The 26,168-nt window shown below is 66.4% G+C and carries 22 protein-coding genes; 12 read left to right on the top strand and 10 right to left on the bottom strand.

What is annotated here, in order from left to right; genetic code table 11:
- The first annotated feature begins 239 nt into the window (after positions 1-239).
- Complete coding sequence (locus tag ABV518_RS12975) at positions 240-1,037, top strand: hypothetical protein (RefSeq protein ID WP_367767495.1); 798 nt, start codon at positions 240-242, stop codon at positions 1,035-1,037.
- 27 nt (positions 1,038-1,064) lie between these two features.
- Here ABV518_RS12975 and ABV518_RS12970 read toward each other — a convergent pair whose 3' ends face one another.
- The 5 genes from ABV518_RS12970 to ABV518_RS12950 all read right to left on the bottom strand — a co-directional run bounded on the left by ABV518_RS12970 (position 1,065) and on the right by ABV518_RS12950 (position 6,792).
- A complete protein-coding gene (locus tag ABV518_RS12970) occupies positions 1,065-2,033 on the bottom strand; it encodes a lipid II:glycine glycyltransferase FemX (RefSeq protein WP_367767494.1) in 969 nt (322 codons plus the stop codon).
- A gap of 3 nt (positions 2,034-2,036) precedes the next feature.
- Positions 2,037-3,287: a mannose-6-phosphate isomerase, class I gene (manA, locus tag ABV518_RS12965; RefSeq protein WP_367767493.1), complete on the bottom strand. Its 1,251-nt coding sequence runs from the start codon at positions 3,285-3,287 to the stop codon at positions 2,037-2,039.
- A 63-nt stretch (positions 3,288-3,350) separates the two neighbouring features.
- Positions 3,351-4,958 (bottom strand): LCP family protein, encoded by a 1,608-nt coding sequence (locus ABV518_RS12960; protein ID WP_367767492.1) that lies wholly within the window; start codon positions 4,956-4,958, stop codon positions 3,351-3,353.
- A 53-nt stretch (positions 4,959-5,011) separates the two neighbouring features.
- Complete coding sequence (gene purE, locus ABV518_RS12955) at positions 5,012-5,599, bottom strand: 5-(carboxyamino)imidazole ribonucleotide mutase (RefSeq protein WP_367767490.1); 588 nt, start codon at positions 5,597-5,599, stop codon at positions 5,012-5,014.
- A complete protein-coding gene (locus tag ABV518_RS12950; protein WP_367767489.1) occupies positions 5,596-6,792 on the bottom strand; it encodes a 5-(carboxyamino)imidazole ribonucleotide synthase in 1,197 nt (398 codons plus the stop codon). The genes purE and ABV518_RS12950 overlap by 4 nt, the downstream gene beginning before the upstream one ends.
- Before the next feature lie 172 nt (positions 6,793-6,964).
- Here ABV518_RS12950 and ABV518_RS12945 point away from each other — a divergent pair, with 172 nt between their 5' ends.
- Positions 6,965-7,540, top strand: coding sequence for a GtrA family protein (locus tag ABV518_RS12945; protein WP_367767488.1), 576 nt, complete (start codon positions 6,965-6,967; stop codon positions 7,538-7,540).
- A gap of 42 nt (positions 7,541-7,582) precedes the next feature.
- On the opposite strand, the gene ABV518_RS12940 is transcribed toward ABV518_RS12945, so the two are convergent.
- The gene (locus tag ABV518_RS12940; protein WP_131132662.1) at positions 7,583-8,278 is read right to left on the bottom strand and encodes a TIGR03089 family protein; all 696 of its coding nucleotides are present in this window, start codon (positions 8,276-8,278) and stop codon (positions 7,583-7,585) included.
- Positions 8,279-8,689: 411 nt separating this feature from the next.
- On the opposite strand from ABV518_RS12940, the gene ABV518_RS12935 reads away from it, so the two are divergent.
- Genes ABV518_RS12935 through ABV518_RS12925 form a run of 3 tightly spaced genes read left to right on the top strand, consistent with a single transcriptional unit; the run spans position 8,690 to position 14,185 of the window.
- Complete coding sequence (locus ABV518_RS12935; RefSeq protein ID WP_367767487.1) at positions 8,690-9,232, top strand: WhiB family transcriptional regulator; 543 nt, start codon at positions 8,690-8,692, stop codon at positions 9,230-9,232.
- Between the two features lie 11 nt (positions 9,233-9,243).
- Positions 9,244-12,591: a glycosyltransferase family 2 protein gene (locus ABV518_RS12930; RefSeq protein WP_367767486.1), complete on the top strand. Its 3,348-nt coding sequence runs from the start codon at positions 9,244-9,246 to the stop codon at positions 12,589-12,591.
- Positions 12,584-14,185: a DUF5719 family protein gene (locus tag ABV518_RS12925; protein WP_367767485.1), complete on the top strand. Its 1,602-nt coding sequence runs from the start codon at positions 12,584-12,586 to the stop codon at positions 14,183-14,185. Before ABV518_RS12930 ends, ABV518_RS12925 begins: the two co-directional genes overlap by 8 nt.
- Positions 14,186-14,235: 50 nt before the next feature.
- Here the strand turns inward: ABV518_RS12925 and ABV518_RS12920 are convergent, their stop codons facing one another.
- Positions 14,236-14,751 carry a metallopeptidase family protein gene (locus ABV518_RS12920; RefSeq protein ID WP_367767484.1) on the bottom strand — a complete coding sequence of 172 codons (516 nt, stop codon included), beginning with the start codon at positions 14,749-14,751 and terminating at the stop codon, positions 14,236-14,238.
- A 117-nt stretch (positions 14,752-14,868) separates the two neighbouring features.
- Here ABV518_RS12920 and ABV518_RS12915 point away from each other — a divergent pair, with 117 nt between their 5' ends.
- From ABV518_RS12915 to ABV518_RS12900, 4 genes are all read left to right on the top strand, one after another.
- Positions 14,869-15,258, top strand: coding sequence for a DUF3499 domain-containing protein (locus tag ABV518_RS12915; RefSeq protein ID WP_131132658.1), 390 nt, complete (start codon positions 14,869-14,871; stop codon positions 15,256-15,258).
- 77 nt (positions 15,259-15,335) lie between these two features.
- Complete coding sequence (locus tag ABV518_RS12910) at positions 15,336-15,584, top strand: hypothetical protein (protein ID WP_310167501.1); 249 nt, start codon at positions 15,336-15,338, stop codon at positions 15,582-15,584.
- A 74-nt stretch (positions 15,585-15,658) separates the two neighbouring features.
- On the top strand, positions 15,659-17,137 hold the full coding sequence (gene ahcY / locus ABV518_RS12905) for an adenosylhomocysteinase (RefSeq protein WP_367767482.1): 1,479 nt from the start codon (positions 15,659-15,661) through the stop codon (positions 17,135-17,137).
- 63 nt (positions 17,138-17,200) lie between these two features.
- Complete coding sequence (locus tag ABV518_RS12900) at positions 17,201-18,439, top strand: Ig-like domain-containing protein (protein WP_367767481.1); 1,239 nt, start codon at positions 17,201-17,203, stop codon at positions 18,437-18,439.
- A gap of 7 nt (positions 18,440-18,446) precedes the next feature.
- Here the strand turns inward: ABV518_RS12900 and ABV518_RS12895 are convergent, their stop codons facing one another.
- A complete protein-coding gene (locus ABV518_RS12895) occupies positions 18,447-19,244 on the bottom strand; it encodes an RDD family protein (protein ID WP_367767725.1) in 798 nt (265 codons plus the stop codon).
- A gap of 72 nt (positions 19,245-19,316) precedes the next feature.
- Here ABV518_RS12895 and ABV518_RS12890 point away from each other — a divergent pair, with 72 nt between their 5' ends.
- Both ABV518_RS12890 and ABV518_RS12885 read left to right on the top strand, forming a co-directional pair.
- Positions 19,317-20,309, top strand: a complete 993-nt coding sequence (locus ABV518_RS12890; protein WP_367767480.1) for a stage II sporulation protein M — start codon at positions 19,317-19,319, stop codon at positions 20,307-20,309.
- 124 nt (positions 20,310-20,433) lie between these two features.
- Positions 20,434-21,492, top strand: a complete 1,059-nt coding sequence (locus ABV518_RS12885) for a TIGR01906 family membrane protein (protein ID WP_367767479.1) — start codon at positions 20,434-20,436, stop codon at positions 21,490-21,492.
- Positions 21,493-21,524: 32 nt separating this feature from the next.
- Here ABV518_RS12885 and ABV518_RS12880 read toward each other — a convergent pair whose 3' ends face one another.
- Positions 21,525-23,354: a long-chain fatty acid--CoA ligase gene (locus ABV518_RS12880; RefSeq protein WP_367767478.1), complete on the bottom strand. Its 1,830-nt coding sequence runs from the start codon at positions 23,352-23,354 to the stop codon at positions 21,525-21,527.
- Positions 23,355-23,422: 68 nt separating this feature from the next.
- Positions 23,423-25,153 (bottom strand): dolichyl-phosphate-mannose--protein mannosyltransferase, encoded by a 1,731-nt coding sequence (locus tag ABV518_RS12875; protein ID WP_367767477.1) that lies wholly within the window; start codon positions 25,151-25,153, stop codon positions 23,423-23,425.
- Between the two features lie 82 nt (positions 25,154-25,235).
- Between ABV518_RS12875 and rsmI the strand changes: the two genes are divergently transcribed.
- Entirely contained in the window at positions 25,236-26,105 is an 870-nt protein-coding gene (rsmI, locus tag ABV518_RS12870; protein WP_367767723.1) for a 16S rRNA (cytidine(1402)-2'-O)-methyltransferase, read from the top strand.
- The last annotated feature ends 63 nt before the right edge of the window (positions 26,106-26,168 follow it).

Raw genomic sequence — 26,168 nt, 5'->3', positions numbered from 1 at the left:
GGCATTAGCTGCCAGTTCGCGTTTCAGGACCCAAATCATCCTGTGGATAACTGAAATCTGCAGGCCGGAACGGTCCACACTGAAGCATGTCCCGGATTCCGATGCCTCCCCAGCTCCCACCTGGATCATTTCTTGTTGCCGATGCGGAGGCCCTCGGCCTCAGTCGGAGGCAGTTGAGCCGCAGCGGCATATTCACGCCATCGCGCGGCATCAGAGTAACGCTTCACGGCACCGGGAATGTGGCAGAAAACGTCCGGGCCTACACCCGGCTCGACCCCAGGTGTGTCCTGACGCATTGCAGCGCTGCGCGGATCTGCGGTATCTGCCTCCCCGCATGGCTGGAGCAGGACTGGAAGATCCACATAGCCCGCCCCGCCGACGGCTGTAAGCCGCGCCGCCGGAATGTTGTGGGACACCAGTTATCGTTCAAGCCCGGTGAGGTCATATCGTTCGACGGCGTTCGGCTCACCTCGCCTGCCCGTACATGGCTGGACCTTGCTGGTCGCCTGAACCTCAGCGAACTCGTTGCGGCTGGTGACTCCATCGTCGTCAGCCACGGCGATGGCTTCCCGGTGCAGCGGAAACCGCTGGCAACAGTCGCCGACCTGAGAGAGATCGTGGGCCAACACCCGGGAATGCGCGGAGTGAAGGTCGCACGCCTGGCCCTTGACCTGATCCGGGTTGGGTCGGACTCCGCACCCGAGACTATGATGCGGCTGGCACTGATGCAGGCAGGGCTTCCCGAACCGGAACTGAATGTTGTGCTCCGCAACGGACTGGGCCACCCCGTCGTCTGGCCCGACGCGGCCTACCCGGACCAGCGGCTGTCCCTGCAATACGACGGCGCCCACCATGGCGATCCTGACCAGTACCGGCGGGACATCAAGCGGCAGAGCCTGACAGAAAGTCTGGGCTGGCGGGAGCTTCGCGTGCAGCAGGGTGATCTGGAGGGGGAGCGGCCGTTCGTCGTCGAAAAGGTCAGAGCACTGTTGAGCGGTTCTTCCGGCCGAGCCCACTGGGAACGAACCGGCAGCTAATGACGCCAAACAGCGAATTTGAGGGTGTTATCTGCCAGTTCGCGCGGAGGGGGAGCGCAGGGTCCGGAGCTTGTCGCGCAGCCGCCGCGCCACCTGGTAGGCGTTGTAGCGGAGCTTCTTCACCGGGAGGTCCCAGGCGCCGGGGTACGCGATTTCGCGGCCGCCGAACGACTTTTTGAAGGCCGTGAAGCCGGCCCACTTATGCTCGGGCTGGTCCGCCGGTGCCACGCCCCACAGGTCCACATGCTTCAGGCCACGGTCCTTGGCGTCGGCCATCAGGGTCACCAAGAGCGGAATGCCCGCGCTGAGTTTCCGGTGGGCGTCGTCCAGGGCCGCGTGGGCGTAAGTCCGCGTGTCCGCGGAGTCGTAGGCGAGGGCCGCGGCGATGGGTTCGTCGTGCAGTTCCGCTATGAACAGGGTGGCAGCGCCTGCCGGCATCAGCGAAGCAGCCACCCGGGTCAGGTAGTCGTCGCTCTGCGGTTTGAAGCCGTTCCGCCGGGCCGTCATGTGGAGGAAGTCCAGCAGAATGCCGATGTCCTCCGGGTCCTGCGAGGACCGGAACGTGACGCCCTTTTTATGGATGTTCCGGTAGAGGTTCCGGTTGACGGGCTTCATGGCCGCCAGGACGTCCTTGAAGTCACTCTCCAGGTCCACGATCCAGCTGAGCTCTGGCTGCGGGTTGCTGGGAGCCGGCTGAAGGCCCCGGCGCCGGAGGCCGTCCGCGGCAGAAGGAAGGTCGAGCCCGGCAGCCACCGGTTCGATCCGGACAAACACAGCACCGCAGGACCGTGCCAGTTCCACGAGGGCGGCCAGGGCGGCGTCGAACGCGCCAGGGGAAGAAGCCACCGGGCCGTAAGGGGCGTAGAGCACCTTGCCGGCGGGGTTTGTCTCCTCAACTGCCACGAAGCTCCAGCCGGGACCGGACTGCTGATGGACTGTGCGGCCCAGGGATGCCTGGACGTCCGCCCACGCTGGTGTCTGGAGGAAATACTCCACCGGTCAGGACCTCATCGACGTGGTGACGGCGAACGCTACAGCGGCGGCTTCCGCCCCGGCGACCGGGTGGACGTTGACGGGAGCCTCGGCGGCAGCCAGGAAGGCGCTGCCTCCCCGGCCGAGCTGCAGGTCACCCTTGGGTGAGTCGAGGTACACGGACCCCGCGACCACGATCACCACGGCCGCGCCGGACTGGGCGAGCGGGACGGGCGACGCCCCCGGGGCCAGCTCGATCCGCTGCAGCTGGAATTCCCGGAACGGCGGCTGGTAGAGCTCCTGGCCGAGGCCGGAAATTTCGGGGGTCAGCATCGGCACGGCCACCGGCTTGAACTCGATGGTGCGCAGGAGTTCGGGGACGTCAACGAACTTGGGCGTCAGCCCGCCGCGGAGCACGTTGTCGGAGGACGCCATGACCTCCACCCCCAGGCCATGCAAGTAGGCGTGCACGTTGCCGGCGGGCAGGTAAACCGCTTCACCCGGAGCCAGCGAAATCCGGTTCAGCAGCAGCGAAATCAGCACGCCGGGATCGCCCGGGTACTTCTCGTTGAGACTGATCACGGTGGACAGCTCGGACCGGTACGGCTCCAGGGAGGCGCCGGAGACGAGCACACCAGCCACCAGCGCAGTAGCCTCAGACACGGCGGGCCCGCCCGCGATCAGCCGTTCGAAGGCCTTCCGGAGCCCGGCGCCCTCGTCAGCCTCATCGAGGTCGTCCAGCAGGTCGGTCAGCAGCTGCGGACGGCCAGCCTCGACGGCGTCGAAGGCGGCTGCCAGGTGGAGCAGGATGCCGCGTGTTTCAGCCGCAGGCCGGAAGCCGCACAGCGCCTCAAAGGGCGTCAGGGCAAAGATCATTTCAGGCTTGTGGTTGTCATCGCGGTAGTTCCGGTTGGCCGCGTCCGCCGCGACGCCTTCAGCATTTTCGCGGGCGAATCCGGCCCGCGCCTGCTCGAGGCTGGGGTGGACCTGGAGCGAAAGCGGCTGGGCTGCCGCGAGGACCTTGGTGAGGAACGGAAGCCGCGGTCCAAAACCGGACACCGACTCAGCACCGAGGAAATGCTCCGGATCCTCGGCAATCAACTGGTCCAGCGGCACCGTGGAACCGTCCGGCAGCCGTGCGATGGAGGGGGAATCCGGGTGCGCGCCAATCCAGAGTTCGGCTTCCGGGCTGCCGGATTCGGGGCGGCCCAGGAGCCCTGCGATCGCCGTCGTGGATCCCCAGGCATAATCGCGGAGGACATTCTCAATTTCGTACACAGCGGGTGTCCATTTCTTGGTCTTCAGGTATACGGGGCATGCGGTCTACGGGGGAGCAGGCGCCTACAACGGTGCGCACAGTCCGTTCGAAGCGACCAGCTCACGGAGAGCCTGCTCATTGCCTTCGCGCTTGAGCTGGTTCAGCATCGCCTCGGTGATCGGTTCGCCGTCGGGGGTGGTGGTCACCGGGGTGAAGTCCGACGACGGCGGCGTGGGCTGCTGTGCCAGGGCGCCGCCAGCTGCCAGCAGAGTGGGCTGCTGCAGGCCGGCTGCCTGCAGCCGGCCGCCTACCGCGGGGGCCTGCACGATGCCGTCAACAGGCGCGGCGGCCTGAGGCTCCGACGCCGAAGCGAGCAGCTGGTCCACCTTGTCGTGGATGACGTCAAAGTCGGGCACGGTGGAGAAGGACGCGTCAAAATCGGGGGGCCCGATGGTGAGCCGCTTGGCCTCCTTCCCCTTGGCCTTCATGGCAAGGTCCACAAAACTTCCCAGCTGGGAGGACGAGATGTTTGAGTCCACCACCTTGGTTCCCGCGCTGGCAATGTCCTCGAACTTGGACAGCAGAGTGGCCGGGTCCAGCTGCTTCAGCATTGCCTGCTGGACGCATTGCTGGCGCTGGATGCGGGCATAGTCGTCGACGAATTCGCGGGAGCGCCCGTACCAGAGGGCGTGGTAGCCGTTCAGGTGCAGTTCCCCGGCAGGGAGCCAGCCAAGCGGCATGCCGTGGATGCCGTTCGCCTCGTCGATCATGTCGCCGCTCATGGGCACCCAGCCGCCCGCCTTGATCCTGATACCGCCCATGGCGTCGATCAGCTTGGCGAAGCCATCCATATCAACCAGCACGTAGGCCTGTACAGTGATTCCGAGGGTGCCCGAGACGGCTTCAAGCGTGGCCTGGGCGCCGGGATCGGCCACGCCGGGGTAGAGGTCCGCGTGCTCGTTGGTGACCTCGGTGTTGATGGCGTTGATGAGGCATTCGTTGCCGCAGTCGTAGCCGTCCGGATAGATCTTTCGCATGGGGGATCCCTCACTGAACTGGGCGTTCTGGAGGTTGCGCGGCACGGAGATGATGGCCGTCTGGCCAGTCTTGGCGTCGACGCTGAGCACGGAGAGGCTGTCGGGCCGTCGGCCGGTGCGGTCTTCGCCCGCGTCGCCGCCCATCATCAGGAAGTTATAGCGGCCGTCCACGGGATCGATTGCCGGGCCTGCCGAGAAAATGCTGCCGATCGCGTTGCGACCCACATTAAGCATGTATGCGGCGTACCCCAGGGAGCCGCTGCTCAGGACCAGGGCAAGGACCAGGGCAATGCCGACGGCGGGACGCGCCCCGGGTGCCAGCAGCACCGGGCGAATCAGCCGGAGGGTGTTGATGAAGAGGAACGCCCACCCTAGGGCGAGGGCAACCAGGACCACAACGATCAGCAGCGAGGCAAACGGATTCGCCACGATGTTGATCAACAGGGACCTGTTGAGCACCAGCAACAGGAGTGTGGCTGCCAGCAACGCCCAGACGCACAGGGTGACCCGCAGGGCGATGCGGCCGAGCTTCCGGTCGCCGGCCACAATTTGGGCGCTGCCCGGCACCAGGAGGGTCATCAGCAGCAGGACAAAGGCCCGTTTGGTCCGCACCGGGGCCGAGGCGCTGGACGGATACCGGACGGGATCAGTCATGACCCCTCCGGCTGAGGGCTGCTGCGTTTCGCTTCTGGACATCTTGCGGTGCCTTAGCGGCTGCCCCGGAGGACACCATTGCCGTCAGCGAAGACTTCGCTGACTTTCTGCCTGAGGTTGGCGCCCTTCCGGGTGGCAACATCATTGAGCTCCTGGGCGAAATCCAGGAGGTCGGCCCGGAGCGAGGCGGCCAGTTCGTCCGTGCCCGATGCCAGGATGCGGACCGCCAGCAGGCCTGCGTTGCGGGCACCCGCGATGGAAACGGTGGCCACCGGGACGCCGGCGGGCATCTGGACGATGGACAGGAGGGAATCCATTCCGTCCAGGGTCTTCAGCGGGACCGGGACTCCGATGACGGGCAGGGGCGTCACGCTCGCGAGCATGCCCGGAAGGTGCGCAGCGCCCCCGGCACCGGCAATGATGACCCGAAGCCCGCGTTCGTGGGCCGTCTGGCCGTAGCGGATCATTTCAGCAGGCATCCGGTGCGCGGACACCACGTCCGCTTCAAAAGGTATGCCGAATTCGGCCAGCGCGTCTGCCGCGGCTTCCATGACCGGCCAATCCGAGTCTGAGCCCATGACCAGGCCGACAAGAGGACTGGTTTCGGTGGTGCTGGTGTCAGGTGAAGTTTCAGTGCTCATGCGTTCTCCTCGGAAATCCGTGCTGATTCTTCGGCCGGAACCCGGCCGTCGCGGATGATGCCAGCCACCCTGGAGGCACGCTGCCTGACCGAGTCCACTTCGTCAGTGGAGGCACCCACCAGGTTGACGTGGCCAATCTTGCGTCCCGGCCGCACCGACTTGCCGTAGCAATGGACCTTCGCGGCCGGCTCGCTGGAGAGGGCGGCCGGATACGCGGAAAAGAGATCCTGGTTGTCTCCGCCCAGGATGTTCTTCATCACGACAACCGGCCCGAGGACGTCAGTGGCGCCCAGCGGGAGGTTCAGGACGGCCCGGAGGTGCTGTTCAAACTGGCTGGTGACAGAGCCGTCCTGGGTCCAGTGGCCGGTGTTGTGCGGCCGCATGGCCAGCTCGTTGATGAGGAATCCGGCCCCGGTTCCCGGTGTTTCAAAAAGCTCCACGGCCATTACCCCCGTCACGCCCAGTTCACCTGCGATCCGCAGGGCGGCGTCTTCGGCTGCCGCCGCTACCTCCACTGCGATATCCAGGGCGGGGGCGATGACTTCGTCTGCCACCCCGTCCACCTGAATCGTGTGGGCAACGGGCCAGGCCCGTGACTCGCCGTCAGGGGTGCGTGCCACCAGGGCCGACAGCTCCCGGCTGAAGTCCACCTTGGCTTCGGCGAGGAGCGGGCTCATGGCTTCGAACCAGGGTGCGGCCTCTGCGGCGTCGTCGGCGGAGTCGACGATCCGCACACCCTTTCCGTCATAGCCGCCGCGGGGCATCTTGAGGACCACCGGCCAGCCGGTCCGGTCGCCGAAGCTGACCAGGGCCGCCACATCCTGGACCGCGGCCCAGGCAGGGTTCGGCAGCTCCAGCCTTTCGATGGCTGCCCTCATCACCAGTTTGTCCTGCGCGTTGACCAGCGCGTCCGGACCCGGCTGGACGTTCACGCCCGCAGCCAGAAGCTCCCGGAGGTGGTCCGTGGGCACGTGTTCATGGTCGAAGGTCATGACATCGAGGCCCTGCGTGAAGTCGAGGAGCGTCTGGAGATCCCGGTAGTCGCCCACCGGCGAGGTGGCAACGGCCGATACGGCGGAGACGTCCTCCGCCTCGGCCAGGACTCGGAGTTCAAAGCCTAGGGCAGTGGCGGCTGGGGCCATCATGCGCGCTAGCTGGCCGCCGCCAACCACGCCGATTACTGGAAAAGTCACAAGTGCCAGCCTACAGAAAAGCGGGCCGGATCCCGGCTTTCCGGCGCCACGGAGGTTGAATTTAGGGTAATTCGGCCCCCAGTTTCCCGGGGGCGGAGGCAGCGTGGGTGATTTCAGCGCTAAAATGGGCCTTTGGCCGTGTGGCCCAAAGTTCTGACGGCCATGGAGGGTCATGTACAACGCACTTGCAGATCGTATCCGGGGGCTCGCCTCGCTTTTTTGGCGTGAGGTAGCCAAGTTCGGAGCCGTCGGCGGTGTTGCCTTCGTCATTGATAACGGACTGACCTATTACCTCATGCACGGCCCGATGTCCGACAGCGAAGCCAAAGCGCGCTTCGTCGGCGCGAGCATCGCGACGATTTTCTCCTGGATCGCCAACCGGATGTGGACCTTCCGGCATCGGCGGCAGGCCAACGTTCTCCGCGAGTTCCTGATGTTCATTCTCATCAACGGCATCGGGATTGGGATCTCCACAGGATTCACTGCCCTTGCCAAGTACTCGTTCAACGTGACGGACAAGAACATGCTGTTCGCCGCCGGCATTGTGGGGATTTTAGTAGCGACGGTGGTCCGCTTCTTCGCCTACCGGTTCCTTGTGTTCAATGAAGAACTGGACCAGGAGCCGGAATTCTCCCATGACCACGAGCTCATCGAGCGGCACCATCACGAGAAGGCCGCTGCTGCTGCAGCTGCCCAGCGTGCGGAACAACTGGACAAGGACACCTCGGAAACCCCTCGGCAGCCCTAGCCTCCGGGTTCCAACTGGCACGAAGGGCGCCCGTCCGGCGTCCTACTTGCCGTGGATGCGTTCGGCGGCCAGAAGCTTGTCGGTCAGCTCAACGTCCGGGTGTGCCAGAAGGACTGATCCGCCGCTGCTCCAGGCGCCGAGTGAGTTCGACAATGCCGCTTCGAGGCCGTCGGAGGCCGCAACAAGCAGGCGTACGCCGTCTTCGTGCGGGGCGGCGAATCCCGTGAGCAGGCCCTCGTGGAGGTGCTGCTGGCCGTCGTGGGCGCGGATGGCGCAGACGGAGGCAGAGGGATCGGTGTGGGCCATAAACACGTCACCGTGGGAACGGACTTCGGAAGCGTAATCGATGGACCCGGCGGGCAGCTCACCCGGCCAGCGCATGGCAAGGGCGGGGAGGGCAACGGCGATAACGGCGTCGTGGCTGCCTGATGAGTCAGGCCGGTCCGTTACGAGATAGTCCGCATCGCCGCCGTCCAGGACTGTTTCCATCCCGAGTTGCCAGGCTGCCAGCGCCCAGATAACGGACTTCCAGTGCGCCGGAAGGGCAAGGCCCAGTCGCATCCCGGGTTCGGCGTCGAGTTCGTCCTGCAGCAGGTTGCTCGTCTTGGCAACCCAGTTGTCCAGCACCCGTCCCGATAGCTCAACGCGCTCGGAATCCGGTCCATACCAGGTCAGCCGTGGCGAGGTGGAGTGGCCGGAGCGCAGGGTTGTCATCAGGTCGATCGCCGGGATGCTCATGCCTACATCTTGCCACGGGCAAGGGGACCCGTCACCGGAAATCAGGGGCCACGGCCGGCCCGGAACCGGCGACTTAGATCGGCGAATTCGCTGTGATATTACTCACAGTATTTTCTCATTTCGCTTGCGTTATTCGGTTCCAGGCTGTATTTTCTGCCCGAATTCCTTGGAATCTGGGGGAATGCGCGCTCCGCCGTGCTTCTGCCCTCGTGCCCGGCTGGCGTGTCGGCGAAAATTGCCGGGCGTGGCGTGCGCGTACTTGGACGCGGGAATTGATTATTATCCCTCCACGGCTTGACTCGCCTGTAGTTACACACGTGTAATTAGATATCGAACGCCATTGCGCAAATACCGGCACACAACCGAGTGTCCAAGTATCCAGGCAGGGGCAGCAACATCAGGAGGGTCGCCGTGGGGCAAGCAGAGCGTATCCATGAAGATGCAGTCGTCGCCGGACAGGCAACGGCTAAGTACCGTTCACGAGGTGTACCGAGCGACTGGTACGTGGATCCTGCGGATCCGGACGCCGCTGAGCGCTACAACCGCAACACCAAAGAGTCTTTCGAGGACCAGGCCACTGCCTTCCTCGCAGCCCATGAAGCCCTGCTTGACGGGGGACAGGACCAGGACGATGACGACCTGGATCCGCCCATGGAGCTGCAAGCGCTCACCGGGACCACCTCGCAGCCGGTATGGATCGGACTGCCTTTCCAGCAGGACTTCGATGACGAAGGCGAACTGGGCTGGCAGACTGATGCACTGTGCGCACAGACTGATCCGGAGGCATTCTTCCCTGAAAAGGGCGGATCCACCCGCGACGCCAAGAAGGTCTGCGGTGCGTGCAACGTGCGGTCCCAATGCCTTGAATATGCGCTGGCTAATGACGAACGGTTTGGCATTTGGGGAGGCCTTTCCGAGCGTGAGCGCCGGCGGCTAAGGAAGCGAGCAATCTAATTCTTCAGGAAGTGCACGTCACTGCCGTTGTGGTGTCCCACAACGGCAGTGCCTATCTCCCCAGAACCCTGGCTGCCCTGGCGGACCAGACCCGGCCTGTCGACTCGGTCATAGGTGTGGACACAGGCTCCAAGGATGACTCCGAAACCCTGTTGGCGCGGGCTCTCGGCGGAGCCAACGTCATCACGCATCCGCACGCCAAGTCCGGTATGGGCGGCGCAGTTCGTGCCGGTCTTGACGCCCTGTCACCCTGGACCGGGCAACCTGAACACGCCCGCCCGGAGTGGATCTGGCTGCTTCACGACGACGCCGCGCCAGCCCCCGAAGCGCTGGCCGAACTGCTGGGCGCAGTGGAGCGTGCACCTTCGGTCACGGTGGCCGGCTGTAAGCAGCTGGACTGGCACGCCGAACGCAGGCTGATCGACGTCGGTCTTTCCACCAGCAGGTGGGCCGAGCGCCTCACCCTGATCGACGCCGACGAACTGGACCAGGGCCAGTACGACGGCCGCAGCGACACCTTCGCCGTGAATTCTGCCGGAATGCTCGTCCGCCGGGACGTCTGGGAACAGCTGCAGGGGTTTGACCCGGCGCTGCCCGGCAGCGGCGACGACATCGACTTCTGCTGGCGGAACCGCCTTGCCGGACACCGCGTAGTGGTGGTGCCCACCGCCCGGATGTTCCATGTGGCGCACAGGCCGCATGCCCTCGGGAATGCGTCTGCGGCCAGGAAAGCACAGGTGCATCTGCGGCTCAAGCACTCGCCGCTGTGGAAGGTGCCGCTGCACGCGGCCGGCGCTCTCCTGGGGAGCATCTTCAAGCTTGTCCTCAGTATCGCTGTCAAGGATCCGGGGCACGGCTTTGCCCAATTCGCGGCCACGTTGGCGGCGCTGGGCCGGCCGGGCGCCGTGGCGAAGGCGCGTCGAACGGCCGCCCGAACGCGACGGATCCGCCGGTCAGTCGTCAGTAAACTCCAGACCTCGCGCCGTGAGGTCTGGAGCCACCGCCGCTCCCTCATGGAAGCACTGGGATCCGACGCCTCGCCGTCAGAAGGCCTGGAAAAGGATCCGCTCGCCAACCAGCCCACCGGCGACTCCGCCGATGACTTCGCGGCCCTGACCAGCAGCGAGCGCGCCTGGGTGGGTAACGGCGCTCTAGCGGCAGTACTCATCGCGGCGGCGGCGTCACTCACTGCACTCACCGGCCTCTTCCGTGCGGAGGCTGCCTCCGGCGGTGCCCTCATTCCGGTGTCATCGACGCTGGGCGAGATCTGGCACCACGCGTCCAGCTGGTGGATCAGCCTGGGCGCCGGGCTGCCCGGCAAAGGGGATCCGTTCGGCTACGTGCTGTGGACCCTTGGCGTCCTGGGCGGGGGAGACGCAAACAGCGCCATGGCCTGGCTGCTCCTGCTGGCAGCCCCGCTGTCCGGCCTGACGGCGTGGTTCGCCTCAGGAGCCCTGACGCTACGGCGCCGGTTCCGTTTTATCGCCGCCCTGTTCTGGGCAGCCGCCCCGGCACTGCAGGTTGCCCTGAACCAGGGCCGGATTGGCGCCCTGGTCGCCCACCTGATGATTCCGCTGCTGGTCCTGGCGCTGCTCCGCGCCACCGGCACGGCCCTTGGCCAGGGGCGCTTCCTGCTGCCTACGCCCGGCGACAGGCGGTTCACCGAAAGGCCGCCGGAGAAACCGGGAATCAACGGCATGCCGTCCTGGACTGCGGCAGCGGCTGCCGGCCTGGCCCTTGCGGTGGTGTCTGCATCCGCGCCTTCGCTGCTTGCCCCGGCCGCCGTCGTCATCATTCTCTGCGGTCTGCTGCCCGGCCGGCGCGGCCGCACAGTGTGGTGGGCCCTCCTTCCCAGCGCCGCGCTGTTCATCCCCTTCGCTTTGTCCGTGCTGGACAGACCCCGTGCCCTGCTGGCGGATCCCGGCGTGCCGCTTGGCTTTGCGGGGGCACCCCTGTGGCAGCAAATACTCGGGCAGCCCATCCGGTTCACGCCGGACGGCGGACTGTCCGGGCTTCCGTTCTTCGGCGGCGATGTGCCGTGGGCCCTGCTTCTCGCCCTGCTGGTAGCCGTGCCCGTGCTGGTCCTCGCCTTCCTGGCCCTCCTGGTGCCCGGCAAGCGCAGCCGCGCGGCCCGCGCCCTCTGGGTGGCAGCACTCATTGTCCTGGCCGCCGGCTGGCTGGCCAGCCACGTTGCCACAGGTGTCAACGCGGACACTGTGGTAACCCCCTTCACCGGGCCCTCGGTCTCGGCCGCCGGCTTCGCCCTGCTGGGAGCGGCACTCATCGGTGCCGAGCGGCTCCTGGACGCTGCCGACAAGGCGTCCGCCCCACGCGGCCCCCGGAAAATCGTGGTGCGGTCTGCCGTCGCACTGGCCACGGTCGTCCTGCTGGCCGGCCCCATGGCCGGAATGGCCGCCTGGTCCGCGCAGAACCTGCTCCGGTCAACCACCGCGGCGGGCCTGCCTGTCGGTACAGCGGGCGACCCGCTGGGAGCGCCCCGGCTCGTGGAGGCCGGCGATCCCCGGACCCTCCCCGCCACAGCCATCGACCGGGGAACAGGTCCGGAGCAAACACGAACGCTCCTGATCAGCACCTCTGATGACGGCACCTTCAACGCCGCCCTGAAGCGCGGTGCCGGCACCACCCTGGACAGCCTGTCCGCCATCGCGTCCGCCCGGAACATCCTCGGCGCGCCCGGCACCGAATCAGTCCGCGACGACGACACCGTCACCGCAACCCTCCGCAGCGTGGTCGCAACCATCGTCGCCGGACAGGGCGTGGACCCCCGACCTGAACTGGAACAGCTCGGCGCCGGCTTCGTGGTTCTGCGTTCAGCCGACACCGCGGCGCAGCTCACTGCCAGCAGGATGGATGCGGTGCCGGGACTCATCGCCGTCGGACAGACGGACGTCGGCTGGCTCTGGCGGATCACACCCCTGAACCAGCCCGTTCTGCAGCCGGCGGACGTTGCCCACCGAGCCCGGATCGTCGACGGCGACGGCGCCACCGTGGCGCTGCTGCCCTCTGGGTTCGACGACGTCGACGCGTCAGTTCCGGAGGGAACCGACGGACGGCTCGTGGTGCTCGCGGAACGCGCCGATCCCGGATGGAGCGCCTGGTTCGACGGCCGGAAGCTCACCTCCACCACTTCCGGCTGGGCGCAGGCTTTCACGCTGCCGCCGTCGGCCGGGCAGCTCACCATCCGCTACGAGAACCCCTGGGCCGTGTGGTCCGGCATCCTGCAGATCACGGTCATCGGCCTCACGGTCATGCTCGCGGTCCCCATGCCGGCTCGCCGCCCCAACACCGGTCTGTCCCGGGACGAGGGCTCCTTGCGTAAGGAACACCAGAATGCATAAGGACACTTCCCCGCAACGGGGAAAGTCGACCCGCAGGGGACTCTTCACCGGGCTGGCCTCGGCAGCGGCAATTGTTGCCGCTGCCGGGGGACTGGTTGCCGCAGCCTCGCTGGCTCCTCAACCCGCGGGCAGCCGGGCCCTCCCGGCCGCGTTGGCAGTTGTGCCTGCAGGTTCCAGCGTCGGAGTCTGCCCGGGTCCGGCCCGGCTGCTGGAAGGCACCGAAGCCGGCACCGATCCCCAGTTCAGCCCGGAATCCGCAACCGCGCGCAGCGCGGTGTCCGGCGCAGTCATCAGTGCACCCGGCGGGGTCATGCCCGCCAGCCGGCTTTCGGCGCTTGGCGGGGCCACCGCCGTCGAGATCGCCACCGGAGGCCCGCAGGCCAGCGGGACAGCTGGTCCGCAGGAGCTCAAGGCCGGCGTCATCGAACAACAGGCCGTGGACGCCGCGAGCGTCTTAAGCGCCGATGCCCGTGAGGGCCAGCAGGCGTCGGCTGCCGCCCTCATGAAGTACTCGGCCACCGACGGCGACCTCCAGGGATCCGCGGCGGCCAACTGCCAGCAGCCCTCCAACGACGTGTGGCTCGCCGGAGCCAGCACCACGTTGGGGCGCACCTCGGTCCTGACCCTCAGCAACGCCTCAACCACACCCGCCACGGTCAGCCTGGAACTCTACGGCTCCAAAGGCCAGATCCAGGCCCCTGGGAGCCGCGGCCTCCTGGTGGCACCGGGCAGTACCAGGTCCATTGTCCTGGCAGGGCTCGCGCCGGGTGAAGCGCAGCTGAGCGTGCACGTCCGGAGCGCCGGTGGCCCCGTCGCCGCGGCGATCCAGCAGAGTGTCCTGCGCGGGCTGACGCCCGGCGGCGTTGATTTTATTTCCCCGGGAGCTGCCCCCGCAGCGCGGCAGGTCATGACAGGGATCGATATCCAGGATGGCGCCTCCATCGCCTCGCTCACCGGCCAAAAGGGCTATGCGGATGCGGGGCCTGCCCTGCAGCTCACTGTGCCGGGGCAGTCGGACGCAGTGGTGGAGATCAAGCTGTTTGGCCGCGACGGCCAGAAAGCATTGCCGAACGGGGGAGTGGTCACCGCCAAAGCCGGCTCGGTGACGGAGGTGTCGCTGGTAGGCGTGCCGGCAGGACACTACACGGTGGCTGCCAGCTCCGACGTGTCGTTCGTGGCTGCGGCGCGGGTCACGCGGGGGCTCAAGGAAGATGGGCCTTCCGACGTCGCGTGGGCGCCGGCCGGAGTCAGGCTGGGCAGCCAGCACGTTGTGCCGGTGCCCCAGGGCGGCGACCGCATCCTTGTTTTCGGAGCCTTAGAGGACCGGGCCTCCATTTCGTACTCAGCCATTACGGCCGACGGCAAGATCCAGGCTGCTTCGACCGCCGACATCGCCGGCGGAACCACCACGTCCATCGACGTTCCGGAGAAGGTCGGGGAATCGGTGGTGGTGGGGTATGTCGTGTCTGCCTCGGGTGACGCCGCCTACGGCGCACTGCTGCTGCAGCAGGACGGGCGCGACGACATTTCGTCGATTGCGCTTATGCCCGCCGCCTCAGGCCAGGAACAGGTCCCGGTCAAGCTCGGATACTGACGGCCCGGCAACTGAAGGCAGCCGGGCGGCCAGTACTCCAGTGAAGGTAATCAGTACCGTCGACGGTAGACGGGGTCCAGGGTTTCGGGTGCCACCCCAAGCATCTCGGCAGTGTGTTCCACAACGACGTCGTGGACCAGGTCCTGGAGCTCCTCACGGCTGGCGCAGCCCTGTTCCACAACGCGGCGGTACAGGGTGATGACCGGCCCTTCCTCGGGTGTCGCAGGCGTGTAGGAACCCATCGGGGCCGCCCCCGCCTCAGCAACGAGCTTTTCGAGCTGCGGGGGTATTTCGTCGACCGCAAACCGGACGCCGTCCAGTGTTTTGCCCCAGATGTCATGGAGCCGCTGCGCGGAGTCGAGGACCATGTCGTCAAAGCGGTCAGACCGCGTCCGGTAGGCGGGGTGGGTGGGGAGCATCAACTCGCCGCGAAGCCCGCGCCCGTGCCTGTTCCGCCGACGCATCGCGAAACTCCTGCCCGCGGAGCCCGAGCCGGTGTCCTCGCTGCGGACACCCGGGTCAGCCAACCGGACCGTAAAAGCTGAATCATGGTTCGATGACTGCATACATTGACTCTAAACCCGGCAGCCCGTTTGCGCGACACAATCGGCCCGGCCCCTCCGTGGCGCGGCGTGAGGCGCAATGCGGCGAACCGCACGTGACAGCGAGTAGTCTGGGATGTCGTGGGAGCTATCCGTCAATGTTCAAGGTCAGGCTGCCGCCAGTCGGCGGTGGCTACTCTGACGTACGTATACGCCGACTCCACTGCCGTCCTCGGACCCCTGGCCACCTATGCTGAACCGCATTGTTACGATTTGTGCGAGCAGCACGCCGGCTCACTGACAGTGCCGCGCGGCTGGGAAGTCCTCCGGCTGGCCATGCCGTCAACTCCCCACCAGCCGGGTCCGGACGACCTCCTGGCACTTGCCAATGCCGTCCGTGAAGCGGCGGCCCTCCCGCCGCAGGCCCCTGCTTCGCAGGGGCAGCGCGCAACCCACTCCGCGCTCGAAGCGCCGGCAGGCACGGAAGGCGCCCGCCGTGGCCATCTCCGCGTGCTCCGTGAACCGTCCTGACACCGATCTGGCGGTAGGCTGGAGGCTGCTAATCAGTCAGCCACCGGGGCCAGCGTGCCCCTCAGGGAGCATCAACCATGCCAAAGATCAGTCCTGAACTGTTGTCAGTCCTTCGCTGCCCCGTCACCGGATCGAAGCTGGTCCAGGAAGGCGACGAACTCGTCTCGACGGCGGCAGGGGACTCCGGCGAAAAGCTCCGCTATGCGATTGAGGACGGCATTCCGCTGCTCCTGCCGCCGGAACTGCTGCAGGCCGCCAACGCCGCCAGCTCGGACCAGCACGATTCACTGCCCGGGCCGGCCGGTACCGCTGCCGGCACTGCTTAAGCCTCCCATCACCCGCACCACCCACCGCAGACGCATTGACGCCGTCGCCCCATCGGACAGAGCAAAGGATCCCCATGACTTTTGATTACAAGGTTGCCGACATCTCGCTGGCAGAGGCCGGCCGCCACCAGATCCGCCTGGCGGAACACGAAATGCCCGGCCTCATGTCCCTCCGCGCGGAATTTGGGCCCACCCAGCCGCTCAAGGGTGCCCGGATCGCCGGTTCCCTCCACATGACCGTCCAGACTGCCGTGCTGATCGAGACGCTCACCGCCCTGGGAGCGGAGGTCCGCTGGGCTTCATGCAACATCTTCTCCACGCAGGACGAAGCAGCTGCCGCCGTCGTGGTGGGCAACGGAACAGTTGAGGACCCGCAGGGCGTTCCGGTGTTCGCCTGGAAGGGTGAGACGCTCGAAGAATACTGGTGGACAGCCCAGCAGATCCTCACCTGGCCCGGAGCCGACACCAACCCGGACCTCGGTCCGAACATGATCCTGGACGACGGCGGCGACGCCACCATGCTGGTCCACAAGGGTGTTGAGTTCGAGGCCGTCGGCGCCGTTCCGGCCCCGGCCGCGGACGAGTCCGAAGAAGGCCTCGTATTCCTGGACGTGCTGCGTGCATCCCTGCAGGAGGACCCGCAGAAGTGGAGCCGCATCGGTGCCCGCCTGCGCGGCGTCACCGAGGAAACCACCACCGGCGTGCACCGCCTCTACCAGCTGGCTGAACAGGGCAAACTGCTGTTCCCGGCAATCAACGTCAACGACTCCGTCACCAAGAGCAAGTTCGACAACAAGTACGGCATCCGCCACTCGCTGCCGGACGGCATCAACCGCGCCACCGATGTCCTGATGGGCGGCAAGGTCGCCGTCGTCTGTGGCTATGGCGACGTCGGCAAGGGCGCCGCCGAGGCGTTCCGCGGCCAGGGCTCCCGGGTCATCGTCACCGAGATCGACCCCATCTGCGCGCTCCAGGCAGCCATGGACGGCTACCAGGTGGCGAAGCTGGAGTCAGTGCTGGGCGAGGGCCACATCTTCATCACCACCACGGGCAACAAGGATGTCATCCTGGCCGAGCACATGGCCGGCATGCGTGACAAGGCCATCGTGGGCAACATCGGCCACTTTGACAACGAGATCGACATGGCCGGGCTGGCCCGCATCCCCGGCATCAAGAAAGTGGAGATCAAGCCGCAGGTCCACGAGTGGGTCCTCGACGCCGGGACCGCGGAAGAGCGCTCCATCATCGTCCTTTCCGAGGGACGGCTCCTGAACCTGGGCAACGCCACCGGCCACCCGTCCTTCGTCATGAGCAACTCCTTCGCCAACCAGACGATCGCGCAGATCGAACTGTGGACCAAGCGGGACCAGCCTGAAGGCGAACGGGAATACGTCAACGAGGTATATGTCCTGCCCAAGATCCTGGACGAAAAGGTTGCCCGCCTCCACCTCGCGGCCCTCGACGTCGAGCTGACCGAACTGTCCAAAGAACAGGCTGACTATCTGGACCTCGACGTGGCAGGCCCGTACAAGCCGGAGCACTATCGTTACTGAGGCGTGACGCCCCGGGCGCCGGGTGCGCCCGGGGTTGTTACCTCCAGCCCTTAAGATCGGTATATGGAGCCTGACGACAAGCCACGCCGCGCCGGAACCGCCAAGAAGATTTTCCTGGTGGCGATGGTGTGTGTCCTGGCGGCTGCCGGCGGAGCCTTCGCCGCAGTGGCACCGGGCCTGGCGAATGCTGCGCTGGAATCCGAGGCAGGCTCCGCGTCACGTTCCGCTCCCGGCATCGCGTCGCCGGTGGTTGCTCCGGTCACCCTGGACGTGGCACCGGCCGACGGCGCCAAGCAGGTTAACCCCGCAGCACCCGTCTCCGTAAAAGTCGGCAACGGGCGGATCGAAAGCGTCACGCTCACCAGCACGGCCGGCGACACCGTGCAGGGAACCTTCGCCAACGACGGCAGCAGCTGGACCGCGGCCGAACCCCTCAAGTTCAACACCGAGTACAGCTACACCTACGTCGTCACGGACGGCGCCGGCCGGGAAACCAGCACAACGCGGGCGTTCAACACGGTTTCCAGCACCCACGAAGCGGATGCTGCGATCTACCCGCTGGACGGCATGAAGGTTGGCGTGGGGCAGCCGCTGCAGATCATCTTCAGCGAACCCGTGGTGAACCGGGCCGAGGTGGAAAAGGCCATTAAGATCACGTCCAGCGCCGGCCAGGCCGGCGCCTTCCACTGGTTCAGCGACACCATGGTCCGCTACCGGCCGGAGGCCTTCTGGGCGGCCAACTCCACGGTCACCATGGACATGCAGCTTTTCGGCGTTGACCTCGGAAACGGCCAGATTGCCAATTTCAACAAAAAAGTCAACGTCAACTTCGGCGACAAAAAGGTGGCAATCGCCGACGCCGCCGCGCACACGTTCACACTCAGCGTCAACGACCAGGTGGTCAAGACGCTCCCGGTAAGCATGGGGGACCAGCGCTTCCCCTCAGCCCGCGGCTATGCCGTGCTGATGGAAAAGAACCGGTACGACCACTTCAGGGCGGCCAGCATCGGCCTTAAGCCCGGGGATCCCGCCTATTACGGCGAAGTGGATGTGGAGTACGCGATCCGCCTGACGCTGAGCGGCGCCTACATCCACCAGGCGCTGGAGTCCGCCTTCCCCTACATCGGCAACACCAACGTCTCGCACGGCTGCATCGGTTTCGCCCCCGACGGCGCGGCCTGGGTGTTCAACAACATGACCACCGGCGACGTAGTGCAGATCATTAACACCGAAGGGGACTACGCCGCGCGCGAGGACGGCTACGGTGACTGGAACATTCCGTGGGCGGAATACGACAACTGACGCGTCGTTACCCGAACGGAAGCCGTTCGAGCCGCTCGCCCACCACCGCATTACGACGGCGGGCCTCCCGGAGTCTGACGAGCTCCCTGTTGCGCCGTTCAGCGACCACCGCGGCCAGATAGTCGTCGGGGCCCGTCCCGGGCGGCGGCGGGGGTGCCACATGCCTGGCCAGTTCCGTGGCAATCGATGCCGCCATGCCGGCACGGGACAGCGGTGACATCCTGCCTGCCTGGCGGACGAACTGGGACGCCTGGCGTGCCGTCGCGTCCGGTATGCGGCCGATGTCTGCTGTTTCCGCCCAGGCGCGCAGCCGGGGCGGCATAAACACCGGGGCCGCGGCTTCAACAGGCACACGGCTGCGCAGGGCGTAGGTTCCCGCCATCGTGTCCCCGAGCCGCTTCGACCTGTCGTTGAAGAGGGCCACGGCAATGGCCAGCCCGCCGAGCGTGAGGTAGATCTCCAGGAACCCGGTCAGACCGCGGATCAGGGCGTGCCGGAACCGGATGGCGCCACCGTCATCGCGCACCACGCGCAGCCCCGCCGCCAGCTTTCCCAGCGAGAGACCGCGGCTGAGGGTTTCCACAGCGACCGGGACAATCACAAAGCAGAACACGACGCTGGAGAGCATCAGCGCCCGCGCCGCCGCCTCGTCGAGTTCGGCGCTGGCCGCGGCCACACCGATGAGCATCAGCACCAGCAGGACCACGTTGACCATCACGTCCAGCAACAGCCCCAGCGCACGGGCCGCGAAGGACGCGGGCCGCAGTTCAAGGACAACGGCCTCGCCCGTGATGATTGAGCCCAAAACAGTGTTCCGTTCGACGCGAGTGATCCTGCGGACGCTCACAGTCTAATGGCGTGACGCTAGGCTGGTGCCGTGGATATGGATGCCTTCTCGGCCGTCAACGGGGACACATGGTCGAGGCTGCACAAACTTGCCTTCAAACGGCGGCTCAGCGGGGCTGAGGCGGACGAATTGCTGCGCCTGTACCAGCTGACCTCCTCGCACCTGTCCCTTATCAGGTCCATCGCCCCGGAAAGCGGGCTCTCGGCGTCCCTCTCGGCAACCCTTGCCCAGTCCAGGACGCGGTTTACCGGAGCACGTTCGAATTTCACGGCCGACCTTGCCCGCTTCTTTGTGGTGGCGCTCCCGGCCGCGCTGTACCGGCTGCGGTGGCTCACCGTGGCCTGCGGGGCGGCCTTCATCCTGATCGGCGGCGCCTACGCGCTCTGGATCGGAACGTCCCCGGACGCACTCCGCGCGGTCGCCTCCGAGGCCGCCGTCAGGCAGTACGTCGAGGAAGACTTTGTTGGCTACTACTCCGAAAACCCGGCAGCATCGTTTGCCGGCGCGGTGTGGACCAACAACGCCTGGATCAGCGCCCAGGCCGTAGCGCTGGGCATCACCGGGTTCTGGGTGCCGATGATCCTGTTCAGCAACGCGCAGGGTGTGGGCATCGCCGCCGGAATCTTCGCCGCGTCCGGCAAAACCGACGTGTTCTACAGCTACATCCTGCCGCACGGGCTGATGGAACTGACAGCGGTGTTCATCGCCTGCGCCGCAGGCCTGCGGATCTTCTGGGCCATGGTCGCGCCGGGCCCCCGCACCCGGGGCCGGGCCATCGCCGAGGAAGGACGGTCCCTGATCACCGTGGCGCTGGGACTGGTGCTGGTGCTGTTCGTCTCCGGCCTGGTGGAAGGATTCGTGACACCCAGCCCGTTGCCGGTGTGGGCCAAGATCGCTATCGGGTCTGCCGTTCTGGCCGCGTACTGGCTGTATGTCCTGGCTTGGGGCCGCCGCGCCTACCTCGCCGGGGCGCGAGGCGACCTGGGGTCCGAGGATGCCGGGTACAGCGAAATTGCAGCCTGAATCGTCGGCCGCCCGGGGTGGCTCCTCGCCGTGCCCGAGGACCGGACGGTAGGCTCGTCCCAGAGATACTTGTGACGCCCGGACCAGAGCCGGCGGCACGGACCCCAACGGAAGTGACGCTGCTGTGAATGACAATTCTCCGACCCCTGCCAAACGCATGGAGCCGCAGCCCGATCCCCTCCTGGACTCATCGGCGGATTCGGATGAACCGGCCTTTTCCTGGATGAGTGATTCCACGTCCAGCGGTGCGGACAGCAAAGGCCCCTCGAAAAACGTGGACACCGGCGGATCCGAGAGTGTCCAGCAGGCCGAAAGCCGGGCAGACCGCAAGGCTGCGGAAGCCGCCGTCGAACCAGCCGCCGAGCCAAACGCGCAGCCGTTCAGTGAACCGCTTCCCACCTCGGCCCTGCAGGTCCGTCCGCCTCAGGAGGAAGTGGAGCGGCGCAACGCCCAGCGCGAGAGTGCTGCCAACGCCAAGCCGCTGGCACCTCGCGTGATGCAGGTGCTCCTCGCCATTTTTTACCCCGTCATCCTCCTGGTCCTGGCAGTCCGGGCCGTCACCAGCCCCCTGTTCCTCTGGACCGAGTACAACCGTCCCGGCTTTCCGGGCGATGGCTACGGGTTCAGCACCGACGACAGAATGACCTACGGCTCCTACGCTGTCGACTACCTCAGCAACTGGTCCGGACCGCGTTATCTGGGGGAGCTCGTCAACCGGAGCGGGGACAAGCTCTTCAAGGACGGCGAGGTCAGCCACATGGCGGACGTAAAGCTCGTGATCCTGTCCACTTTCGGTGCCGGGGCCCTGCTGGTCCTTGTCAGCATCATCGCCATCGCCTACCTGCGCCGCCGAAGCACGGGGGGCGTGCGCCGTGGCCTCTTCGGAGGATCCATCCTGACCCTCGTAATTATCCTGGGCCTCGGTGCGCTGGCCGTACTGGGCTGGCAGCAGTTCTTCACGGAATTCCACCGGATCTTCTTCGCCAGCGGCTCGTGGACGTTTGCCTTGGAGGACACCCTGATCAGGCTGTTCCCGGGGCAGTTCTGGATCGACGCCGGCATCGTGATCGCCGGGCTGGTACTCCTCACGGCGCTGGTGACCCTGATCCTGACCTGGCCCACCCGCCGGCGCCGTGGCCTAACAGCCGGCGATCCAACCCAGGCACCTGCGGAAGCCACGTAAGCCCGGAGAACCCTGCCCTGGCCGGGTGCTGTTCAGCCGTAGAGCCTGGTGATCTCAGCGTCGAAGTCACGCACGACGGCGGCCCGCTTGAGTTTGAGCGAGGGCGTCAGATGCCCGGAAGCGAGGGTGAACTCGGCGTCCAGCACCGCGAAGCTTCGGATGGATTCCGCCTTGGAGACCAGTCCGTTAGCCTGGTCCACGGCTTCCTGGATGGCCGCCCGCACACCGGGATCGGCCGTGGCCTCACGCAGGGACAGCGCCGGCAACTTGTGCAGTGCACACCAGTTTTCCAGGCCTTCCGCGTCGAGGCTGACCAGGGCAGCGACGAACGGCTTTCCCTCTCCCACCACAACGGCATGGGCCACGAGCTGGTGCGCGCGGATCCTTTCCTCGAGAGGACCGGGAACAACGTTCTTTCCGCCTGCCGTGACCAGCACATCCTTCTTTCGTCCCGTAATGGTCAGGAAGCCGTCAGGGTCGAGCTCTCCCAGGTCCCCGGTGCGGAAGAAGCCATCGACAAAGGCTTCGGCGTTGGCGGCCTCGTTGGCGTGGTAGCCCTTGAAAACGCCGATTCCCTTGACCAGGATTTCGCCGTCCGCAGCGACGCGGATGGTGGTGCCGGGAATGGGTACGCCGACGCTGCCTACGCGGGTCCGGGTGGGAGTGTTGGCTGTGCAGGGAGCGGTGGTCTCTGTCAGGCCGTATCCTTCCAGGACCGGGATCCCGGCACCGCGGAAGAAGTGCGCGTCGTCCGCGCCAAGGGGACTGGCTCCGGAGACGGTGTAGCGTACCTGCCCGCCCAGCGTCTGGCGCAGTTTGGGGTACACCAGCCGGTCGAAAAGGGCATGACGGGTGCGGGACAGGAAACCCGGCCCCTTGCCCTCCCCGCGCGCAGCGGCGTCCTGCTCACGGGAAAAGCGGATCGCAGCGGCCGTCGCGGCACCGAAGATGCCCGACTTGCCGGCCAACGCGGCTTTGTGCGCGGCACCGGCACGGAGCTTTTCGAAGATCCGCGGCACTACCAGCAGGAACGTCGGCTTGAAGGTGCCCAGGTCCTCCAATAGCTGTGTTGCGCTGCCGGTGTGGCCGAACGTGGCCCCGGCGCTCAGGCAGACCACCTGGACAGCGCGGGCCAGCACGTGGGCCAGCGGGAGGAACATCAGGGTGCGGGCGTTCTCCTGCAGCAGGAGCTCCGGGAGGAACGCCACGATGTTCCTGGCCACCAAAGCGAAGTTCCCATGAGTGATTTCGCAGCCCTTCGGGTTGCCGGTGGTGCCGGAGGTATACACGAGGGACGCGACGTCTTCGAGCGCCGCCGAGGAGCGGTGCCGTTCGAGCTCCGCGTCCGTAACCCCCATGCCTGCAGCGGCGAGGCTGGCAAGATCCGGGGCTACGCCGTCGTAATCCATTCTCACCACGTTCACCAGGCGGTCCTTGAGGAGCTCGGACGACGCCAGGACCTTGGCCACCAGGTCCACTTTTCCGCGGTCCTCCGCAAACACCCTCAGCGCTCCGGAGTCATGCAGGATCCACTCGACCTGGCTGGCGGAGGAGGTTTCGTAGATCGGCACGGTGACGCCGCCCGCGAACCAGATGGCGAAGTCCACCAGTGTCCATTCGTAGCGGGTGGCGGACATGACCGCCACGGTGTTGCCGGGCTCCAGCCCGCCCGCGATCAGTCCTTTCGCCAGTGCGCTGACGTCCTGGACGAACTTCCGGGCAGTAACGTCCGTCCAGCCGTTCGGCCCCTTGCGGGCATACAGCGCGTGGGCAGGGTTGGCCGCCTGCTGTTCCAGGAGGAGGTCCGTCACGTTGCTGGCAGGATCAAGCTCCACCAGCAGTTCCGTGCTTGCTTCTCTCACAGGCGGTCTCCGTTCGGCTGCCACACCGCAGCGCGGCTGAAATCGTCAGGGTCTTCTGCAATCCTGCCCTAGATCCAGGACGGCATCCACATCCGGTAGCGCCACTGCTGGTAGGGAATGACTTCGGCTGCCCACACAGGGTAGAAGAAGGCGGACAGCAACACCACCCCAACCACAAAGAGTGCCACCAGGTACAGGCCTGAGCGCCGGCGCCACGGCGGATCGGTGTCCCGTCCCAGGACCAGGCCCAGGCAGTAGACCAGCGCCAGGACCAAGAAAGGCTCAAAGGACACGGCGTAGAAGTAGAACATGGTCCGTTCCGGGTACATGAACCATGGGAGATACCCGGCACCGAACGCGGCCAGCACGGCGCCGGCGCGCCAGTCGCGGCGTCCGGCCCACCAGAGCAGAAGCACGGCCAGCGAGACGGTGGCACCCCACCAGATGAGGGGGTTTCCGACGGAGAGGATGGCCGAGGCGCAGTTCGATACCGCGCATCCCTGCGTCCCCTGCTGCGGGGATTCGTAGAAGAACGATGTGGGCCGGCCCATCACCAGCCAGCTCCAGGCGCTCGCCTCGTAGGGGTGCTCGGAACCCAGCCCCTGATGGAACTTGTACGCCTCCAGATGGTAGTGGGCCAGGGACCTGACCGCGTCCGGAAGCCAGCCCCATTCGGCCGAGGGATTGGACTGGGCCCAGCGCCGGAAGTAGGCGTCGTTGGAACGGAACCAGCCGGTCCAGGTGGCGGCATACACCAGGGCCGCCACGGGAACCATGCTGAGGAAGGCCGGGAGGCCGTCCTTGATGATGCCCCCGGTGATCCAGCCGCGGATTCCCGCGACGCGACGGGCCGAGAGGTCCCACAGGACGGACAGCAGCCCGAAGCCGGCCAGGAAGAACAACCCTGACCATTTGGTCCCTACGGCAAGGCCCAGGCACACCCCTGCTGCGATCCGCCACCAGCGGATCCCCAGCCACGGGCCCGCCAGCAGTTGCTCTGCGGACGGCCGGCCGTGCCTGCCGGCAGCGGCTTGCCTGCCGAGCCGGGCGGCCAGCCTGCGGCGGCCGTGGTCGCGGTCCATCAGCAGGGCCCCAAAAGCAGCCAGGATCCAGAACATCAGGAAAATATCCAGCAGCGACGTCCTTGACATCACCAGGTGGTGGCCGTCCACGGCCAGCAGCAGTCCTGCCGCCGCCGACAGGGGCAGCGAATGGAACAGCTTTTGCGCGATCAGGGCAAGCAACAGGATGGATACCGTGCCGGTCAGGGCCGCGGCGAAGCGCCAGCCGAAGGGGTTGTCGGCGCCGAAAAGCCACATACCGCCGGCGATCATCCACTTGCCCACTGGCGGGTGGACCACGTACTCGGGAGTGCCCAGCAGAATGTTGGGGTTCCCGGCGTTGAACGAATCGTTTGCTTTGTCCGGCCAGCTCCGCTCATAGCCGCTGACCAGGAAGGAATAGGCATCCTTGACGTAGTACGTTTCGTCAAAGACCAGGCTGTGCGGGGACTCCAGACGGACGAAGCGGAGGATCCCTCCGATGACCGCCGTCAGCACCGGAACCAGCCAGAACCACAGCCGGAGCGACGGCGGGTAGTCCCGCCAGCTGCGGACGCTTCCGATCAGCCGCTCCTGGAGGGCTTCTGCGGAAAATGCGACGGCGGGCCGGATGACCCAGGGCTTGCCGGCGGGAGCCTGTGCCTGTGCGGCGCTTTCCGGGGAGCCTTGGGGCGGGCCTGCCGGGTGGGCCTGGCCGGACCCGACGGGCCGTGTGGGGGTCTGCGTCACGTGCCCCATGCTACCTTTTGCAGCTTGAGCCGCCTGCCAGCAGTAGGCTGGTGGCGTGGACCCTAACCCCGAAACCCTGCCCGACTCCAGCCTGCCTGACGCCATCGGCCCCAACGCGGGCAGCACCGGGCCGGGGCGGATCGTGCTGGCCGCAACGCCGATCGGCAACGCCGGCGATGCCTCCGCCCGGCTCATTGAACTGCTGGCCACCGCAGACATCGTCGCGGCAGAGGACACCCGGCGGCTCCACCGCCTCGTCCAGAACCTCGGCGTTACGGTGGCGGGCCGCGTGATCAGCTACCACGAGCACAATGAGGCGGCGAAAACTGCAGAACTCCTTGATGCGGTCCGGGCGGGCAAAACCATGGTCATGGTTACTGACGCGGGGATGCCTTCGGTTTCGGATCCGGGTTTCCGTCTGGTTGAGGGAGCCGTTGCCGCCGGACTCACCGTTACGGCCGCCCCGGGCCCCTCGGCCGTATTGACAGCCCTGGCTCTCTCCGGCCTGCCCACGGACAGGTTCTGCTTTGAGGGCTTCCTTCCGCGGAAAGCAGGGGAACGGGCATCGAGGCTGGCCGACCTTTCAGCTGAGCGCCGGACCATGGTGTTCTTTGAAGCCCCGCACCGACTGGAAGCCATGTTGCGCGCCTTGCGTGAGCGGTTTGGCTCGGACCGCCGGATCGCTGTCTGCCGCGAACTGACCAAGACCTATGAAGAGGTCATCCGGGGGACCGTGGGCGAACTGCTGCTCTGGGCTGAAGCGAATGAGGTCAGGGGCGAGATAGCGGTGGTCCTCGGAGGAGCGCCCGAACAGGCACCGGGGACGCCCGAAGACCACGTGGCCGCGGTCAACGCGCTGGTGTCCCAGGGAATCCGGCTCAAGGAAGCCGTGGCCGCGGTGGCCGAGGACGTTCGGGTCAGCAAGAGGGAACTGTATTCTGCCGTGCTGGCGGCGCGCTGATTCATCCTGGCAGAGCCTCCCGGATGCGGGGCTGAAGGAGCGTAAGCACGCCGCCCACACGCT

The sequence above is a fragment of the Arthrobacter sp. HS15c genome, assembly GCF_040812005.1.
In the GTDB taxonomy this organism is placed as follows: domain Bacteria; phylum Actinomycetota; class Actinomycetes; order Actinomycetales; family Micrococcaceae; genus Arthrobacter.
This window is presented reverse-complemented; position numbering and strand designations above follow the sequence as displayed.